The following is a 17,665-nucleotide window of genomic DNA, read 5'->3' as shown; positions in this document are numbered from 1 at the left end:
GGATCCCAAGAGGATCCGGCGACGGGTCGCGTCCTCTAGGGTCGGGCCAAGGAGGGCCGACCGCCCTTTCCCCAATGTTCCAAGGAAGGGCGGAGCCCGTCCGTGGGCCCGTCAAGCGAACGAGCTTTCGGCCGGACGTCGGAACGACGGGTCGACCGTCATCAAGTGGCGCTTGAGGCATCGATGGGCCCGGTGGAGCCGGGTCCGAAAGGTCGTGACCCCGCACCCGAACCGTTCGCTCAAGGCCGCATGGGTCTCGCCTTCCGTCAACGCGGCGATGACGATCGCGCGCTGTTCTTCGGTCAACGTCTGAAGGGCCTTGCGGACCTGGGGGCTAAAGGCGTCGTTGATCGCCAAGAGGTCGGTCTGCTCCTTCGGGTCGGCGGCGTCGAAATAGGGGTTGTCGTCCTGGATGGCTTCGAGCGACGTCGTGGTCGGTCGGCGGCGGCGGCGGCGCTTCATGTCGAGGAAGCAGCGGCGGACGATCTGTTTCATCCAAGCGTCGGGGACGGCCACGTGGCTGTCAGGGTCAAAGGCGCGGTACGCCCTCATCGAAGCTTCCTGGACCAGGTCCTCGGCGTCCTCCTTGTTACGGGCCAGATGCAGTGCATAGGCGAGGGCGCGGCCCTTGACCGAATCCATGAATCGTTCGAAGGTGGCTCTTTTTTCGATAACTTCCATCTTCTCGGCTCCTGTACCGTCGGTGCCAATGACCCGACAGGTACGCAGTCATTGTCCGATCCGAAGCGTAAAAAGGCCGTTCGAAACAGGAGGGAGGCCGGTAAGAGTTTTGTAGAAACGGCCGTTCAGACGACGAGACGGTAGCCGATCCGGGGTTCGTTGAGGAGCAGGACGGGCCGCTCGGGGTCGGCCTCGATCTTCTTGCGGAGATAACCCATATAGACGCGGAGGTACTGCGACTCCTCGGTGTACTCCTCGCCCCAAACCTCCGCCAATAACTGGCGGTGGGTCACGACTTTTCCTGCGTATTTGGCGAGCGTCAGGAGGAGCTTGAACTCGATCGGCGTCAAGTGGATCCGCTCCCCTCGAACCGTCACTTCGCGGGCGGCCCGGTCGATCGTGAGGTCGCCGGACGCGAAGACGGGCTCCTGCACCGCGTTCCCGGCCTGCATTTGGTGCCGGAGGGCGACCTTCATGCGCGCGAACAGCTCGGACACGCCGAACGGCTTCGTGACATAGTCGTCGGCCCCGCTTTCGAGGGCCTTGACTTTACGGTCCTCGTCGCCCTCGCCGCTGACGATGAGGATCGGGACTCCCGACCAGCTTCGGACGGTCTTGATGACGTCCATACCGTCCGAGTCCGGAAGGCCGATGTCCAGGAGCACGATGTCCGGACGGCGCTTGGCGATCAGGTCGATCCCGTCGGCCGCGTTCTCGGCCTCGAGGAGTCGGAACTCGGTGTTCTCGAACGACACCTTGAGCAGGCGTCGGATCGCGAGATCGTCCTCGATGGCCAAGACGGTCACAGGTACGGGGTTCGACATTCTCTTCCTTATACGGTCAGTCCGGTATCGCCGCTCCGTGTCAGCGCCCCTTTTGGCTCCCTTTGAGGATACCTCTGTCCAGATTGGTCTTACGGCATTCTTACGGAGGGGGCCTAGCGCTTGACCGCCCTCTCATCACGACGGGCGTCAGTGGGGGCAGCCCCCTCGCGGGGCAATAGGAGGACCGACTATGACACGCCACCTTATCGCCCTGGCCGGGGCCCTCGCCATCGGAACCTTGACGGGTTGCGACAATACGGCGGAAGGCATGAAGAAGGACGCCCAGATCAACGGCAAGAACGCCGAACAAGCCGCCGACGAAGCCCGCTCGAAGGCTGACGAGGCCGGCAAGGACATGGGCGCCGCCGTCAACTTGACCCCGATGATCAAGTCCGCCATCGTCGCCGACCCGTCCCTTAACGACCCCGCCAACCAGATCGACGTCGATTCGAGCGATGAGGCCGTGACCCTCTCTGGCCACGTCAAGTCGGCCGAATTGAAGAGCCTCGCCGGTGACATCGCCGAGCGGGCCGTCAAGGAGAAGGGAGGAAAGCAGAAGGTCGACAACCGACTGGAGGTCCGGCCCTCCTGACGGCCGGGACAACGATCATGAGAACCACACTTCACGCGACGTTCGACGCTCCTGAAACGGGGGCGCGCGCGGTCGGAGCCCTGATCGACCACGGTGTCGATCCCGGCGACGTCAGCGTTTTCGTCAAAGACATGCCTGTCGATTGGGAGCACCCGGGCGGTGCCGCGGACGACCTCCAGCGACAGGCCAAGGACGGAATCACCGTGACGACCGCTCAAGATGCCGTCGAAGGCGGCGCGAAAGGCGCCGGTATCGGTCTCGGTGTCGGCGCCCTGGCCGCCTTGGCCTCGGTGACGATCCCCGGCGCCGGGATCGTTATCGGCGGAGGCGCCCTATCGATGGCGCTCGGCGGAGCGGTCGCCGCGACAGCGGCAGGCGCCGTCGCAGGGGCGGCGGTCGGTTACTTGAAGGACCAGGGAGTCGACGAGCAGACCGCTCGACGCTTCTCCGACCACGTCTCCGGTGGCGGGGCCCTTGTCAGCGTCTCTGGCCCGAGCCACGACGTCCCGCTCGAGAAGATCCGTACGATTTTGGCCAAGTACACGGGCCATGACATCGTGGAAGCCGGCGCACCCGCGACCGTCCCGCCGCCCGTCCCGGCGTCGGAACTTCGCACCGGCTGAGACACGGCCGAGGCGGAAGATTGCGGCCCTGCGACTCGCGCAGGGCCGCATTCCCTTGTAAAAGGAGACCGGCCATGAGCCGTATTGCGGCCCTGTCCGGTTCAGGTCTTCAGGTCGCGGACGGGTCGGACCTCGATCGAACCGTACTTGGCGGGCGGGATGTCGCCCGCGATCCGGATCGCTTCGTTCAGGTCCTTGGCGTCCACGAGATAGAATCCGGCGAGCATCTCCTTCGTCTCCGCGAAGGGGCCGTCGGTCACCGTCAACCGGCCGTTCCGCATCCGGACGGTCGTCGCGGCCTCCACCGGGTGCAGAGGCTCGGCCGCCTTGAGGACGCCACGCTCGGCGAGGCTCTGCCCGTAGGCAGAACACACGTCGTCGGGGCAAGCGCTCCAATGTTCCTCGTCCAGGTAGACGAGGCACAGGTACTTCATGCTCCCTGAACCCGCGCTTCGACGAAGCGACCGAAGCTGTCGAGGATGGCTTGCCAACCGCCTCTCTGCATTTCGATCGAATTCTGATCTTCAGGGTCGAACGTGACGCGCACGGTGACGGCATCGGCGCCAGGGAGGAACTCGACCAGCGCGGCCCGCTCGCCGAAGGCGTACTCGATCCGCTCGTTGTCCACGATCTTGGTGTACGTGCCGGCGAAGTCGAAGCCCATGCTGCCGTCCTTCGCTTCCATGCGGGAACAGAATTCTCCGCCTTCGCGCAGGTCGACTGTCGCTTTGGTCGTGTGCCAATCGTCGCTCGGTGTGTTCCATCGGACGATGTCCTCGGGCGAGTTGTAAGCGTGCCAAACGTCGGCGATCGGAGCGGCGATGGTCGTGGCGACAGTGATCTTCTCGGTGGTCATGGTTGCCTCTGCGTTCATTGTGGATTCCTTCTTCGTGCTTCAGCGCGGTCCGGCTCTTGCCGTTTCCTGCCCTGTACACCGTGGTCGTTCGACCGACAGGCAAATCGACACGTCCTTTCGAATTTTTTCAAAACTCGCCGCCCCGGGTTCAAAGGGCGTCGAGTTTCCGCTGCAAGAGCCGTCGTTCCGCCTCGAGCGGTGCCAGACCGATGGCCCTGTGGAACGCCGCCGCAGCCTTCTCCCGTTGCCCTGATCTCGCATAGAGGTCGGCCGCGAAGGCGTGCGCAAAGTGGTACTCGGCGAGCCCGCCCGACTCGATCAAGCGTTCGACCGTGCCCAACGAGGCCTCTGGGCCCGTCCGCATGGCGACCGCGACGGCGCGGTTGAGTTCCACGATCGGAGAAGGCTCCATGTGCAGCAGCACGTCGTAGAGTCCCACGATTTCGTTCCAGTCCGTGTCCCCATATGTCGGCGCCTCGCTATGGACGACCGAGATCGCGGCTTGAACAGTGTACGCGGCATAACCTTGGGTCCGGATCGCTTCTTGGACAAGGTTCGAAGCTTCAGTGATAGCAGCCGTGTCCCAGAGCGAACGGTCCTGGTCTTCAAGAAGCACGATGTCTCCGTCAGGCGAAAGCCGCGCGGCGCGCCTGGCCCGGGCCGAGAGCATCAACGCGAGGAGCCCAAGGACCTCAGGCTCCGGCAACAAGTCGGCCAAGAGCCGCCCGAGCCGGACCGCTTCATCGACAAGGTCGTGCCGGATCAGGTCGTCGCCAGAACTCGCCGAATAGCCTTCGTTGAACACGAGGTAGACCGTCCGGAGGACGGCGTCCAAGCGTCCGGGAAGGTCGACCGGATCGGGGACCTCGAACGGGATCTTCGAGTCGCGGATCTTCGCTTTCGCCCGCACGATGCGTTGGGCAAGGGTCGGGGCGGGAACGAGGAACGCCTTCGCGATCTCCTCGGTCGTCAACTCACAGACCTCGCGCAGCGTCAACGCGATCTGGGCCTCCGTGCCAAGGGCCGGATGGCAACACGTGAAGACGAGCCTCAAGACCTCGTCGCCGACGGTACCGAGATCTGGCGTGTCCGAGGTCGGGTCGTTCGCGAGAAGGGCTTCGTCGGCGGGAGTGAGGGCGTCGGTCCTCGCTCGTCGCCGCAGGACGTCGAGCGCTTTGTGCCGTGCCGTCGAGACGAGCCACGCCAAGGGCCGGTCCGGGAGCCCGGTCTGCGGCCAAGACTCCAACGCGGCGCGAAAGGCGTCCTGAAGCGCGTCCTCGGCCAGATCGAAGTCGCCGAAATGCCGGACGAGGACGGCGAACGCGCGTCGCGATTCAAGCCGGAAGACCTCTTCGATCCGGATTCGCGTCTCCTCGTCCCGGGAGTTCATGCACGATTGTGGGCCTGTTCGGCCCCGGCGGTCCAGGGGCCGGGGCTAACCGCCGTTCGTAAAGACCTGCCCGAACGGGCCCGTCCACGAGGGGAAGCGTTTGAAGACGATCTCGAGCTTCGGACGCAGGGAGGGCGAGTTTTCCCGCGAGAAGATCCGGTAGGGAAGCGCGCCCTCCATGCCTGAAACGGGCATCTTGCTCGTCAAGGCGACGGCGATGCTCTTCGTCGTGCCGTTGACGGCGGCATTGAAATCGGTTTCGAACGCGGCGCCTTTGAGGTCGACCGGGATCACGAACGAGGTCGTGCCGCTGTAGTTCACCATCGACCCGTTGCCGTAGAGCACGCCCGAAGGGACGGGGTTGGCAGGGTCGGAGAAGTCCCAAGTCGCTTCCGTGAAGACGGCGGGAAGGGCGCGTGCCTCGAGCGGGTTCGTTTCGCCCGCCTGCCGCGTGAAGGTGCCGCTCGACGTCACGCGGTGGGTGACGGACAGCTTGGCCGAAACGATCTTGTAGCGTCCCGGCGCGATCCCGGCGAGCGGGAACCGCAGGTAGCCGTAGCTCCATTCGTCCCCTGCCGGCCATTCGGACTTGTAACTCGTCACCCCGTCGCCCCATACGCGGAGCAAGGGGTCGGTGCCCCCGTCGAGCGCATGGCCGTACGCCCAGATGTCGTCGCTCGGGCCGGTCGTGTAGCTTTGAGCGTGGGCCGTGGCGGTCAGGAGGACGGCGAGCGCGATCGCGGCGTGCTTCATCCACACAAGTTTGCAGTTACGCGAGTCCCGGCTTGGGCACCCAGTCCGGGGTCATTTTGGGGGACGCATGGCGCGGGGACGGTCGACGGGTCAGGCCCGAAACAGCAAGACCCATCAAGGCCGAAAGCCGCTCGGTCCACGATCAAGCCCCATGTGCCAAGCTGTTTGAGTGGACGTATCCAGGACCGCTTGTCTCCTTGGACTGGGTTTACTTGCGAACGGATGCGGAAATCGTGAAACGGTCGCGTACACGGTCGAAATCTCGAGGGAGTCTCCCCGGAAGGATTTTCGACTTCTCCTAGAGACCCATAGACCGAGTGAGCCTTTGGTGGGTGCCACGTGGCGGGTCGTCGTGGAACACGGAAAGGACCGCGTCATCGTCGGTTCCTTTGAAACGAGCGGAACCTCTCGCAAGCACGATTGGGCGTTCGAGTGGACAGCTGACCGAAGAGCCCAAATCACATTGCAGGGATATTCAGGAGATGTTTCTAGCCTCGCTCGCTTTAAGAATCCTGAAGCTTCCGAAGGTGTGGACGATGTCCTCATCGAGTGGCATGTCGTGCCTTGATCAAAGGCTTCTTCATCGACAGATCATGTGGAGAGTCAAACCTTTAGGTAGGGCTGCCCGCTCGACCACTGCAGAGACCTTCTTCGTGAGCTTGTTCATTACGGCGGGTGGGCGTGTCCCGGTCTGGTCGCCTGGAGGGTCCGTGAACTTGGATGCCGGATTGGATCGGCAAACCGGGCCACCAGCTGCCAATTGCGACGGTACGTCGCCCCGGAAAAGCTGGAAACAGGTGATATGTGGACTGGTTTCATCCACTACGTCCGCTTCCTAGGAAGGTAGTTTATAATCAGGTCGGAATGAACTCTAAAGGAAGGCGCCAGTCTCCAATCCGAAGGATACTGGCGACCCTCTTAAGACGGCACGGTTTCATTGTCGTCGATAAGGTGTGGCGTCGAAGGGCGGTTGACCATCTTGAGCTAGCAGCTATTGACGTTGGACCGCAGTCGGGCACGTTCTATCTTGAGATCGGTGTGATGGACGAGGAGTTCGGGGCCCCGGTCTCGCAAGCAGGTTGGGGGCAGTGGAGCCTTCACTGCCGAGCGGACGACTGGGTGCCCGACCGCCATGAATATGCGAAGTACGTGGCCATGGGCTCACCCCTGGAAGACGTAGAACTGGACGCGTACATTCGCCAGACCGTATGGCCGGCCGTGGAGGAGTTCTATCGAACTTATCCTGACGTGCCGACGATCCGCAAGGCAGTCCAAGGTACCGTCACGGCGCGCGCAGAATTCACTCGTTACTACGCTGACTGGGTTGACGGAATCGGGCCGAAATGGCCGGAAACGCCCATCGGACACTTGTTTGCGAAGCCCTGAGGGGTAGGTTCCCTATGACTGTTCCGTCAACCAGGTGGCCAGGCCAAAGGAGATGGCCCGCCTGTATAGTCGCCACTTAGGGGGGCATCCGCCGTCGTCGGCTCCTGCGACGATTGCAGACGCCTGCGACCCCAGGTCGAGACCGTTTGACGGCTGGGTGGCCCGACGATGGGTGGCCTTTCGACGGGTGGCACGATGACGGGCTCGCCTCTCCGGACCGGCTCTCGACAGCCGCCGCTGGCGAGCCCTTCGTCGTGACCGGCACGGACTCTCAATTCTTCGCACGACGACGGGTGGCAGGACGAGGCGCTGGGCATCCGGGGTGGCCTGCTCGTCGCACGCTCTGACACGGGTATTCGTTTCGATCGGCCGCGACAGGCAGGTCCGAAGGACAAAGCTGCTTCGAGCAGGGCCCTCTCAGGGTAGAACCATGCCCGTGGCCGCGAAAACCTTCCGCTCAGGTCAGGCGACGAAGGCAAGTTCCTTCGGATCCGGGCTGCAAACGGGCACGGACCATCCCCTTAGCCCGGCCACCCGTCGCGCTGTTGGGTTCTACTCTTGGGCCTGCGGAGCCATCGCTGGAGGACTCTTCTGTGCGGCCGTCGGCGGCATAGTGGGCAGCATGGCGGCCGAGGCCGCGTACGACGCTCGTGTCTCCGGAGGATCCCCCTAGTGCCCGGGCACGGCGAGTCTCTTGTCGGTCGGCTAGAAGCCGCGAGGATAGACACCATACAGTTTTTCATCAACGACTCGTTCGTGATGGAGCAATTGGTGTACGCCCTGACCTTTACCGATGGGACGCAGGTGGCGTTTCTGGAAGGTGCCGAGGACTTCCGGCAGTTCGAAGAGTGGCTCGAACGGCACTTTCCAGGGGTCTACGGCAATGTCTGGCAATGGTACAACGTCAATATTCTGCCGAACCTCGACAATGCAAGGACTCCAGAGACGACCGTCTATACGCGGGCGCGTGGAGTGGTTCCACTTGAAGAGATACGCGCGGGCACCTGATTGAATCGTCCGACCTAAGTGAGAGCTTAACGATAGAAGGACGGGTGTACCGGTCTGGCCGCCTGGAGGGTGCATGAACCTGGATGTCGGTTCGGAGGGCAGACCTGGCGTCACGGGTAGATTGACGCCTATGACGATGGTCATCGGCTTAGAGGCTCCTTTGGACTCTGGAAGAGGAGGTCGAGCACAGTGGATGAAACCATGGAGTCGGTGAGATGATCTCGCGACCTGTTTTGGCGACGATTCTCTTCATCTCCTCAATCGGAGCGCACGGGCAATCCAAGGAGCTTCGGACTCTTGCGACGCACGAAGAGCCGACGAAAGGACAGGTCGCCCTACTGACCGTCGATCCGGCCAAGTTGGATGAAGAGGCGGCGAAGGCGAATATCGAGGTCGTCCGCGACGGGGACGACGTTCTCCTCTTCGACGCCGACCTTTACAACGTGCGCCAAATGTCAGTCTGCCTGCACGGGTTCGACGTCCTCACCGGACTGTTGCGTGACGGTAGGCGCACGTTCGTCCTCGGCGATTTGCCCGAGTCCGACAGAAAGGCGGTGCGTGAGATCCTACTCGCCCAAGGAGTCGCCGACAGTGCCGGGCCTGCAGTCTTTGACGACAAGTCACCGATCAGTCTGGGCGTGAGGTGGAAGGTCGACGCCACACTCGACGGTCGCACCGTCAGTTTTGGAGGAGGTCAGCCATCGGGTGAACGGGACGCGGGCAAGCTGCAGAAATATGGCAAAGATGAAGTTGACAAGTTCATCAGGGACGACTTGCCGAAACGCCGTGTGAAGTGGCACCAAATCGACTCCCTCTCCATACGTCACTCTGACGGCTGGACCCTGGTCTCGACCCGTCGTACGGCTGCAGTGTCGAAGTTGATGAACCTGATGGAACAACGGATCGGTCAGCAGGCCAAGGAGTACGCGGAAAAGCAGAAGGCCATGAAGGCGGCTTTTGGATCCAAGGGTGCGCCGACGGAAGGACAGCCGGGTCTAGGGTTGCCGGAGTCGCTTAAGGCAGACATGACGCGCAACTGGAAGGCGCTAGGCTTCGCTAGCCAGGATGCCGCATCAAGGTTTCTGGATTCCGCAACGGTCAGATCACCTGAACCGACGGTCATGATCATGGTCCAATGGATGGGCGACAACGTGGGCCATGGTTCGATTGTCCAAGCGACTGTGACCCGAGGATCGGGCCGCTGATCATCGGCGGGTGTCTAGACGACCATTGACCGAACCAATAGTTTCGGAATTCGAGTGGCCAGCTTGTCGGACGTCCTGACTAGAGACGACTGCCGCCTGGGCGCGACAGGCAAGTCCGAAGGACGGCCCGACTTTGTAAAAGGCTTTAGATCCCTCGACTTCGCTCGGATGACGGATCAGAAGACCGACCGCCTGCGGGCCGAATCATGTCGTCCTGCTCAAGCGAGCGAAGAGGTTTGACGAAGCCGCTTCCCACACCCGGGGAGAATCGCTCGCCGTCGCTCGAGATGACGGAATTGAATTCCGATCGAATGGTGGACCGTGAAGGGCTCGAACCTTCGACCCGCTGATTAAGAGTTCGAGGGCAGGGTGTGCAGGCGTGTGCAGAGAAGTCCGCGTTTGTAGCCAAAAATAGGTTCAATCTGCCCCGTAAAGTCCACCGATGTCCGCCCTTGACAGTTGGCGTCACTGTCATCTAAACTGTCAAAACAAGGCAGTCAAACTGTCAAAGAGGCACCATGGCAAGGAACGGATCGAAGAGGGCGGGGAACAGCGGTTCCGTGTTCAAACGGAAGGACGGGCGATGGGTCGCCCAAGTGCTCCTCGGATACGACGGGACGACCGGCCGTCCAAAGTACAAGACCGTGTACGCCAAGTCGCAGGCCGAGGCGGTCAAGGAACTCAACAAGACCATGGCGGCCGTCACGACAGGGAAGACCGTCCCGACGGAGCGCACGACCTTGGGCCAGTTCCTCGACCGTTGGCTCGATGGAACGGTCCGTGGCCACAAGGAGCCCAAGACCGTGGACTACTACGTGATGATGGTCGATCGGCACATCAAGCCGGCGCTCGGCCGCATCGACTTGCGCAAGCTGACCGCCGAACAGATCCAACTTTTCCTCAACGAAAAGGGGAAGCCCCGTAAGGTCGGAGACAAGACCGTGACCCTCTCGCCTGCCTCCGTCGCGGGGATCCGCAGGGTGTTCCGCGCCGCGATGAACCAAGCCTGGAAGTGGGGCCTCGTCGCGGAGAACGTCGTCGTCAAGACCGTGCCTCCAAAGGTGAAGAAGAGCGATCCGGTCTACCTCCATCCGGATCAGGCCCTTAAGCTGGCCGAGGCCGCCAAAGGGCATCCGATCGAGAACCTTCTTCTGGTCGCGCTCGGAACCGGAATGCGGATTGGCGAGGCCACGGGTCTTCGGTGGCAGGACGTCGATACTGTCAATCCAAAACAAGCCACATTGCGTGTAGGGGTACAGCTCCAGCGTGTAGAAGGCAAGCTGGTTCACAAGTCCGTGAAGTCCGCCTCAAGCCGAAGGAGCCTCCCTTTGCTCGGCTATGCGCTCGAGGGAATCGAGGCAGAGAAGTTCAGGCAAGCAAGGCTACAGGCCGAACTGGGCGACTCGTTCCAGAACCCTCTCGGGCTCGTGTTCTTGAACTCCGAGGGCCGGCCGCTCGATCCCAAGTACGTTCATAACCACCTGAAGGCGCTGTGCCGCAAGGCGGGGATCCCTGAGGTCTCGTTCCACAAGCTCCGTCACACGGCGGCGACGCACATGGTCGCGGAGGGCGTGCCGCTCGCCCTCGTCAAGGACCAGCTCGGTCATTCATCGATCGCGCTGACGACCGGGACTTACGCGCACATGGTGCCTGTGGCGCAGCGCAAGGCGGCGGAGAAGCTCGACGCCGTGTTCAGGAAGGCGCAAGCGGAGCAGTGACTCGCGCACTGCAGGCCCCTGTCGACGGCAAGGTTCCGCGGCGCCGCCTGGATGGTCGGCCCCCGAGGGGAGCCCCCCAGCGGGAGGCGTAAGCACAGGATCCCTCCTCGACCCGTCTGGGCCCGCGCAATGCGCGGCGCTAGTCCGGCCAGCCGAGCGCAACCGCGGCCGAAGCGATGATCTCCGCGTCCAGCCCGTCGATCCGCGAGGCGAGCGCGGCCCTGGTGCCCTTTCGCAGCGACCCTCCGCCCTTCTCCAGCTTGGCGGCTAGCTTCTGCCTCTTGCGCAAGGTCCGGAAGAAGGGCGTTTCGGACTGGGATTCATAAACGAGCCCGTGGCACCTGCGGCATTTGAAGGTACCAAGGCCGTAGAGCACGCCGCAGCGGCCGTCGCAGGCCGGGCAGACGAACCAAGGGCGGAGGCCGCCGAAGTGGCAGGCCGTCCATGCGATCTCGATCTCATATCTGGCCTCCGGGACGCCATCATCGGACAGACGCAGACCGGACAGAAGCACGATCCGCTCCCTATCGCCAAAGAAGCTTAGGGACGCCTCCCGGGGCTGCCCTTCGTGCCAGTGCACGGTGCCCGCGGCCGGATTCCGGAAGCAGCCGGAACGCCACAGTTCGTTCACGTCGAGCCGCAGGGCCACGTCCGTCGCGAGGCGCCCCCCGCCCTGTCTACGGTTCGATCCACTTCTCCGACCCATCGAGTCCATTGAACCCAAAAACGCTCGGTAGCCTAATGATTTCGAAAGGTACTGTCGTTTAGGCTTGTCACTCCGAGAGATGGCGTTCCTGCCCAAACGGGGGGGGGACTAAAGCTTCGATGCGCGTGACGTCCCGGCGCGCTAGCGCTTCGATATGGCGCAGGTCGGTTCAAGCTTGACCTCCAATGGGTGAAGGGGATGGTACGTGCCCGTTTGCAGCCCGGTTCCGAAGGATCGTGCCTTCCTCGCCCGACCAGCGTGAAAGATCCTTGCGGCCATCGGCGTGGTACTACTTCGCTTGGTGCAGCGGCCGTCCTTTTCAGAGTGTTCCTTGCGGAACCAGGGCAAACGCGCACGAGCCATTGCCGTTGACATGGCCGCCGTCGCGAGAGGCCACTCTTAGTCCTGCCCCCGGAAGGGTCAGGTGGAGTTCGAGGTCGACCGGGCCTAGTGCTGACGACGGGTGAGGGTCCGCCCCGGACACGACGAAGGGCCCTCGCCAGGGCGCTTGCGGCAGGCTGTTCTGCACGTCGGGCCCGTCATCGTGCCAACCAGGTGGAGGTCACCCATGGTCAGGCCACCCAGCCGATTCGAAACGATGGCCCACGAAAGGACTCGCGACAAGCAGGCACCCCGGAACGTCACCCATGGTCGGGCCACCCGCCCGGAAGAAAAATGCGGGCCCGAAGGGCGTTGGTCACTTCCAGACTTGCTGCATCAAGTTCACGGAATCCTCGTCTAAGCGGCTCGCGTCGTAAGCAACTCGAAATCCGTTCCTGAAATCTCTTGCAGTGGCACCGGCGAAAGTGGATGGTAAGAACGGTGTATGCCGATTGAATCGCTTCGCGGTTACGGTAGAGCCAATGCGTCGGTCATGACTATTCAATCCCACATTCTTGACGTAAACCTCTGAAATGTTGGCTGTCCACAAACTTGCAGCTATCCGACGATCTTCAATCTTTGATGCATTGATGAAGTCAATGGGTACGGCTGGCGTCATAGTCCACTCACGGCAGTTCCCAAGACAGTCCATAACTCCAAACTGCGAGGCACCTCCAGGATATTCATCGACGTTAGTCAAATGGTCAATAATATCGGGGCCCGTACTAAAAGGCGAGTCGCTAAAATTGCACAATGTCGGGTCAAACTGTAGACCCCAAGGATAGCTATTATTTGCGTCTCCACGCGCAGCCCGATTCCACTCAGCCAATGTCGGAAGGCGACCTCCGAAGATCCACGCAAACCAAGAAGCTTCCTCGAATGAGACCGCAACTATGGGTGCTTGGTCATCATATTTGTGTTCGCGATCAAAGTGAGCCCAAAAGTCCATATCAATTTGGTGAGCGGCAGATTGGCTGGCGAGTCGACAATCGAGAACTACATGAAGAAACTCGCGGCGAGTAACCGGAAAGGTGTCCATAAAGAATGACTCAACGGCTACACTCAGCCCTGTCTGTCTATTGCTCTTCGTCCTAGGCGATGCCGAAGCGCGACCCAACTCTTCACTCTCGACCAGAGTCTGGCCCCCAGGAATGAACGTCTTTGACCTTGTTCCGTAGAACAGTGTTAGTGCGTCTTTCACCTTCGTCCCCAAGAACCGATTGTACGGATCGTGTCAGCGAAATCCTCGGGTTCCTGCTGGGCGTAGGCATCGACGCTTGTGTACGCGTAGGAAAGGAACACCATGCCGAGGATATCTCTGAACGCGTTTCGAAGGGCTCGCCACATACCAAATCCACCCTTATCCATGAGTCCCCTTAGAAAGGCGATCTTCGACTGATTCCCACTAGATAATACTTGTCGAATTGCTTCGACGACTCTTTCAGAAATCTTCAGCATGCATCCGTCCTTCTCCAAGCCATCCCCCCATCGATGAAAGATCTTGTTACCTTGCGGATCAAGAATCTCTAAGTCCCAGCCGTGGTTGCCGCTGCCAGAACCGTCGAGATTGAAGGTGAAGGGCCCGATTTGAACTGTCCTTCTTGTTCCTGTAGGGTCGCTACAGTTTGTTGGGTCATTGCCAGCATAAAGGTACCAATTCAATCCGTCGAACGCAGGATCCTCACTCACGAACCTGCCCGTCGCAGGCTCGTAGTACCTGGCCCGCATATAGACCAGCCCGTCGCCCGAACTGGATCCCGAAGCAGACTCGTCGTCCTGCCTGTGACCGAGGCTCGCGCAGTAGCGCTGATAGGGCGCTGGGCTGGAGCCGGTGACGGTCCCCCAGGCGTCGTAAGAGCGCTCGTTCAGGTTCGAGTCCCAAGTGTCGACAGAAGAGCCCTTCTTGAGGTTCGCGACGTTGTTGCCGTGGCAGTCGTAGAGCGGATAGGTCGTGGTGAACGAAATCGTCCCGACCGTCGTGCTTTCGAGTCCTCTGGGGCCCGGGACGTAGGACGTGTACTCGAAGCTCGTAGAGTTCCCGACCGGCTCCATGTGAATCTCGGAGACGGGCATCTGGCCGTCGTAGAAGTACCTGGTCGTCGGCTTGTTCGAGTCCCATGCGTCGTCGTAGCCAGAGACCTGTTGTTGGTCGTCCAGCCTGACCTGGAGGTGGATCCCTTGCACCTTCTGCGCCCGCATCCCGTCGGCGCGGTAGCGGTAAGTGGCTCCCTTGGTCTTTTGTTGCAGGGCGGTCATGCGGTCGAGGACGTCCCAAGTGTACTTGACGGCGGTCGTCTGGCTCCCCCAGTCTCGGAACGTGCGCCGACCGAGGAGGTCGTTGTCGTACGAGTGGCTACCGGCCGAGGCGGTCATCTTGTTCAAGCCGTCGTACGAATAGCCGCTGTTCGATCGGTTCCCCGCGTGGTCGTACGTCCATGAGTCGGACGTGTAACTCGTCGAGCATAACGGCCGGCAATCATCGAATCGTCGGTCAAATCGCAGCACCAAACCGAGACCGGTCACGATTCGATGACAAGTGTCGTATAATTCGCTGAACTTGAAGATCAACGTCAAGATCGGTGCTCGAGAGTTAGAACTCCTGCGGTACATCGCTACGAACGGACCCATGTCCGTCGGTGATGTTCACGCGGGGTACGGAGTCGGTCTCGGGTACGCGCGGGGAACCGTTCTGCAGATGATGGAGCGCCTTCGGAGGAAGGGGTTTCTGGCACGGGAGGACGTTGAAAAAATCTTTCGTTACTCGGTCGTGAGCTCCCCCGACGACGTCGAGGGAAGCCTGGTGGGCAGTTTTGTCGAGACGCACCTTGGAGGTTCCATCACACCGTTCCTCCATTACATCGAGCAGACCGGAAGCCTCTCCAAAGAGGATGTGACCGAACTCGAAGCCCTGGTTCGACGCCTTGCGGACAAGGATCCATGACCCTAGTTTGGGAGTCTGCCCGAACAGTCGTCGATCGGCTGTTTTGGGCCGGACTAGGTGCGACCCTCCCGTTAGCCGTGGCTCTCTTGATTTGCAGTCTGCTGCCCGGGACGACAGCCCGCACCAAGCTTTGGTGCGTCAGGATCGCGCTCGTTAAGTGTCTCTTGCTTCTGCTTGGTTTTCCTAAGCCTTTCTTCGAGCATGTCGTCTTCTTGCCTCTGCGACCGGGATCGTTCGGGATCGGAACGTTTGACGTGGGAGCGTGGCCGAGGTGGCTCGTCATGGGATGGCTCTTCGCCGTTTCGCTCTTGGCCGGAACGGTGGTCTTCAAATTGCTCCGACATCTGGCACAGGTCCGCCGGATCGCAATGACGTCCACGCCGAACCTCGACGGCGAACTGTTGACGAGGTATCACCTGGCGGCCGAGAGGGTCGGGGCCTGGACCGTGCCCATGTTGCGAAAGTCGGTGACCGCGCTTGGTCCAGTTATCGTAGGGTTCCGGAAACAAGCCGTCGTTATGCCTGAGCCTTTGATCGCGAAGCTGGAGGATGGCGACGTCGAACTCGTCATCGCGCACGAACTCCACCACTACCGGGTCAAGGACTCGGCATGGGCCTGCCTTCCATTCTCCGTCCTGTTCCTGATCCCTTGGAACCCGTTGGTCTGGTGGGCCGTGAGGCACCACATGGTCTTGACCGAACAGTCCTGCGACGAAGCCGTCGTGTCTAAGAAGGCAGAAGTACGCGAACGATATGCGCGGCTCCTACTGCGGATCGCCTCGAAGGACGGCCTTCCTGATCCGCGAGGACTCGTCGCTTATGGGACGGCCGCTTCCAAACGAGAGATCGAGACTCGAATCCGTGCACTGTTCGCAGCGTCCGCCCCGTCGGTCGGGCGCTTTTCTAACATCGTCGCGACGGTCTTGTCTCTATCCCTACTGGTACCGGTCAAATTGGTGCTGACCGCACCGCCGAGATTGGGGACCGATGCGCCCGTGCGGGCTTACGAACTTACGTATTCGGTCAGGGTGTTGCCAGTTCCCGTCGGCTTCACGTCAGGCTATGCGGCAGGGTTCGGACCGCCCGGCGAAGTAGTCGTGAACTTTGAGAAACCCCGGACGATCAGGCGCGCCGCTCGGATCGATACATCAGGGAACTACCAGTGGCTAGAAGGGGATTCCGAAACTCCCGATTCGTGCGGGTTCTTCGTTTCGAAGGCCGGCACGGTTTGCGGGATGGCGACCTACTCCTACTTTGGGGGCGCTCATGGGGCGGCCTGGCTACCGGGGCGTACCGAAGTCCAGAAAGTCCCTCATCCGATCGGGCAAGGCGGATGGTGCCGAGGGACGAACGACCTCGGCACGTTCGTCGGGACGTCCGATGTTCAGCGGGCGTGGATCAAGAGACCAGGGCAGAATCCGACCAACCTCAAACTGCCTGTTTACTGCGACTATTCGTCTGAAGCCCATGGAGTGAACTCCAAGGGCGAGGCCATCGCCATCGGCTCGCCTCAGGGAATGTTCCAGTTTCCACAGGCAGAGAGACGGTCGTTCCTGATCAGCCCTGATGAAACGTGCCACGACATTGGCTTTTTGGCGCGATCCGATCAGACCCTCGCTTTTGGGGTCAACGACAGTTCGAGCGCCGTGGGGTCGTCAGGCACGATCAATGGCCGTAAGCCGTTCTGTTGGACGAAGGCAACCGGCATACTTGAACTCCCGCTCCCAAGAGCATATCCCGAAGGAGTCGCCCGCCGGATCAATTCAGCGGGTTGGATTTTAGGGATCGCATTCGACAGGCGGACGGGTCAGAGCACTACGGTCCTGTGGACGCCGGACATGGCGGTCCACGACTTGGACCAACTGATAGGGCCCCACTCTGGCGTCGTGGGTGGTCTGCCAGTGGATCCGGACTGGACGGACGTACGTTTCGGGTTAGGAGAGGACGGAAGCGTCGCAGCCTGCATCACGACTGCAGGACGGACCGTTCCTGCCGTTCTCACGCTCCTCGCCTCCAAGTAAATTTCGCTGGTTCGTCCATGCCTCTTGCATTTGATGACAACTGTCGCTACAATAATGACGACAACTGTCATCGGATGTGTAGATTATGAACATGACCACCATCGTCGTCCGCGGATTGACCGCGCTTCTGGCTTCGGCTATTGCCGTTCACTCCCATGCTCGGCTCGAACTCATCAACCTGGGTGTGATGGAAGGAGGCGACTGGCTCGAGCCTTGGGCGGTCAGTTACCACGGTACGTACGTCGCCGGCCACTTCGATACTTCTTCAGGTGAACGTGCCTTTCTGTGGACGGCAGGGCAGCTCCAGGATATCGGAACATTGCCTGGAGGGACGTTCTCTTCGGCTTTCGGGGTAGACGCTCTGGGAAGAGTCGTGGTCGGAGTCAGCGGAACGCATTCTGGAAACAGAGCCTTCCATTGGACGGACCTTGGCATGCAGGATTTGGGGACCCTCCCTCCAGAGCAAGAGTCGAGCGCTAGCGCTGTCAGCGCCGATGGGACGATCGTCGTCGGTTCCAGACCTGAAGCCGGGGGAAAACTGGCGTTTCGATGGACGGCTCGGTAGTGGGTCAGTTTGAAA

At 61.3% G+C, this 17,665-nt stretch carries 18 protein-coding genes; 9 read left to right on the top strand and 9 right to left on the bottom strand.

From position 1 onward, the window contains the following. Positions 1 to 111: 111 nt before the first annotated feature. Together JST30_09215 and JST30_09210 are read right to left on the bottom strand one after the other, a co-directional pair. Positions 112 to 681 (bottom strand): RNA polymerase sigma factor, encoded by a 570-nt coding sequence (locus JST30_09215; protein ID MBS1714501.1) that lies wholly within the window; start codon positions 679 to 681, stop codon positions 112 to 114. 125 nt (positions 682 to 806) lie between these two features. After that, the gene (locus JST30_09210) at positions 807 to 1,505 is read right to left on the bottom strand and encodes a response regulator (GenBank protein MBS1714500.1); all 699 of its coding nucleotides are present in this window, start codon (positions 1,503 to 1,505) and stop codon (positions 807 to 809) included. 190 nt (positions 1,506 to 1,695) lie between these two features. On the opposite strand from JST30_09210, the gene JST30_09205 reads away from it, so the two are divergent. Next, on the top strand, positions 1,696 to 2,097 hold the full coding sequence (locus JST30_09205) for a BON domain-containing protein (protein MBS1714499.1): 402 nt from the start codon (positions 1,696 to 1,698) through the stop codon (positions 2,095 to 2,097). A 17-nt stretch (positions 2,098 to 2,114) separates the two neighbouring features. Then, complete coding sequence (locus JST30_09200) at positions 2,115 to 2,720, top strand: hypothetical protein (GenBank protein MBS1714498.1); 606 nt, start codon at positions 2,115 to 2,117, stop codon at positions 2,718 to 2,720. Positions 2,721 to 2,821: 101 nt separating this feature from the next. On the opposite strand, the gene JST30_09195 is transcribed toward JST30_09200, so the two are convergent. The 4 genes from JST30_09195 to JST30_09180 all read right to left on the bottom strand — a co-directional run bounded on the left by JST30_09195 (position 2,822) and on the right by JST30_09180 (position 5,719). Next, positions 2,822 to 3,154, bottom strand: a complete 333-nt coding sequence (locus JST30_09195; GenBank protein ID MBS1714497.1) for a YciI family protein — start codon at positions 3,152 to 3,154, stop codon at positions 2,822 to 2,824. Then, positions 3,151 to 3,576, bottom strand: a complete 426-nt coding sequence (locus JST30_09190) for an SRPBCC family protein (protein MBS1714496.1) — start codon at positions 3,574 to 3,576, stop codon at positions 3,151 to 3,153. The genes JST30_09195 and JST30_09190 overlap by 4 nt, the downstream gene beginning before the upstream one ends. A 148-nt stretch (positions 3,577 to 3,724) precedes the next feature. Beyond that, a complete protein-coding gene (locus tag JST30_09185) occupies positions 3,725 to 4,966 on the bottom strand; it encodes an RNA polymerase sigma factor (protein ID MBS1714495.1) in 1,242 nt (413 codons plus the stop codon). A 45-nt stretch (positions 4,967 to 5,011) separates the two neighbouring features. Then, complete coding sequence (locus JST30_09180; GenBank protein ID MBS1714494.1) at positions 5,012 to 5,719, bottom strand: hypothetical protein; 708 nt, start codon at positions 5,717 to 5,719, stop codon at positions 5,012 to 5,014. Between the two features lie 864 nt (positions 5,720 to 6,583). On the opposite strand from JST30_09180, the gene JST30_09175 reads away from it, so the two are divergent. The 4 genes from JST30_09175 (at position 6,584) to JST30_09160 (ending at position 11,036) form a co-directional block, all read left to right on the top strand. Then, positions 6,584 to 7,105, top strand: coding sequence for a hypothetical protein (locus tag JST30_09175; protein MBS1714493.1), 522 nt, complete (start codon positions 6,584 to 6,586; stop codon positions 7,103 to 7,105). A gap of 672 nt (positions 7,106 to 7,777) precedes the next feature. Next, entirely contained in the window at positions 7,778 to 8,113 is a 336-nt protein-coding gene (locus JST30_09170; GenBank protein MBS1714492.1) for a PhzA/PhzB family protein, read from the top strand. Between the two features lie 233 nt (positions 8,114 to 8,346). Continuing rightward, positions 8,347 to 9,318 carry a hypothetical protein gene (locus tag JST30_09165; protein MBS1714491.1) on the top strand — a complete coding sequence of 324 codons (972 nt, stop codon included), beginning with the start codon at positions 8,347 to 8,349 and terminating at the stop codon, positions 9,316 to 9,318. A 518-nt stretch (positions 9,319 to 9,836) separates the two neighbouring features. After that, on the top strand, positions 9,837 to 11,036 hold the full coding sequence (locus JST30_09160; GenBank protein MBS1714490.1) for a site-specific integrase: 1,200 nt from the start codon (positions 9,837 to 9,839) through the stop codon (positions 11,034 to 11,036). 139 nt (positions 11,037 to 11,175) lie between these two features. Here the strand turns inward: JST30_09160 and JST30_09155 are convergent, their stop codons facing one another. From JST30_09155 to JST30_09145, 3 genes are all read right to left on the bottom strand, one after another. Then, a complete protein-coding gene (locus JST30_09155) occupies positions 11,176 to 11,742 on the bottom strand; it encodes a hypothetical protein (protein MBS1714489.1) in 567 nt (188 codons plus the stop codon). 697 nt (positions 11,743 to 12,439) lie between these two features. Next, entirely contained in the window at positions 12,440 to 13,336 is an 897-nt protein-coding gene (locus JST30_09150; GenBank protein ID MBS1714488.1) for a formylglycine-generating enzyme family protein, read from the bottom strand. Further along, on the bottom strand, positions 13,321 to 14,496 hold the full coding sequence (locus JST30_09145) for an RHS repeat-associated core domain-containing protein (GenBank protein MBS1714487.1): 1,176 nt from the start codon (positions 14,494 to 14,496) through the stop codon (positions 13,321 to 13,323). Before JST30_09145 ends, JST30_09150 begins: the two co-directional genes overlap by 16 nt. A 190-nt stretch (positions 14,497 to 14,686) precedes the next feature. On the opposite strand from JST30_09145, the gene JST30_09140 reads away from it, so the two are divergent. The 3 genes from JST30_09140 (at position 14,687) to JST30_09130 (ending at position 17,650) form a co-directional block, all read left to right on the top strand. Beyond that, positions 14,687 to 15,064 (top strand): BlaI/MecI/CopY family transcriptional regulator, encoded by a 378-nt coding sequence (locus JST30_09140; protein ID MBS1714486.1) that lies wholly within the window; start codon positions 14,687 to 14,689, stop codon positions 15,062 to 15,064. A gap of 212 nt (positions 15,065 to 15,276) precedes the next feature. Further along, positions 15,277 to 17,085, top strand: a complete 1,809-nt coding sequence (locus JST30_09135) for a M56 family metallopeptidase (GenBank protein ID MBS1714485.1) — start codon at positions 15,277 to 15,279, stop codon at positions 17,083 to 17,085. A 91-nt stretch (positions 17,086 to 17,176) separates the two neighbouring features. Then, positions 17,177 to 17,650, top strand: a complete 474-nt coding sequence (locus tag JST30_09130) for a hypothetical protein (protein MBS1714484.1) — start codon at positions 17,177 to 17,179, stop codon at positions 17,648 to 17,650. The last annotated feature ends 15 nt before the right edge of the window (positions 17,651 to 17,665 follow it).

The organism is Armatimonadota bacterium (assembly GCA_018268395.1).
Lineage (GTDB): Bacteria > Armatimonadota > Fimbriimonadia > Fimbriimonadales > Fimbriimonadaceae > JAEURO01.
This window is presented reverse-complemented; position numbering and strand designations above follow the sequence as displayed.